The following is a 294-nucleotide window of genomic DNA, read 5'->3' on the forward strand; positions in this document are numbered from 1 at the left end:
TAGTTATACGGATATTCATCTTTCGGGCTACACTTTGCAAGTAACTACCCAAGGATTCAAAATTGGTCGGGAGACGTATGGCATTTGTTTTGAATTTTCCATCTCCGGCCTTCGCTAGAGCAGAGTCGGCTTTCGCTGTATCCCCGAATAATCCCGGCGCTCCACCTTTTCCACCGTTCTTTTCTTCCGCACCCTTGATTCCTTTAGAGAAGGAGGCTTCTTCTTTGCCCAGCTTTCCTAAATTCTTAGTGAGTTTGGCTCCTCCCTTGACGATTGTAATGACATCCACTCCAC

1 protein-coding gene is annotated in these 294 nt (G+C 46.6%); it reads right to left on the reverse strand.

Features of this window, described 5'->3' with window-relative positions:
- The coding region (locus C1I60_RS26025) for a hypothetical protein (RefSeq protein WP_252361852.1) at positions 1 to 294 on the reverse strand (294 nt) is incomplete at both ends.

It is taken from the genome of Paenibacillus terrae (assembly GCF_005217525.1).
GTDB classification, from domain to species: Bacteria; Bacillota; Bacilli; order Paenibacillales; family Paenibacillaceae; genus Paenibacillus; species Paenibacillus terrae_C.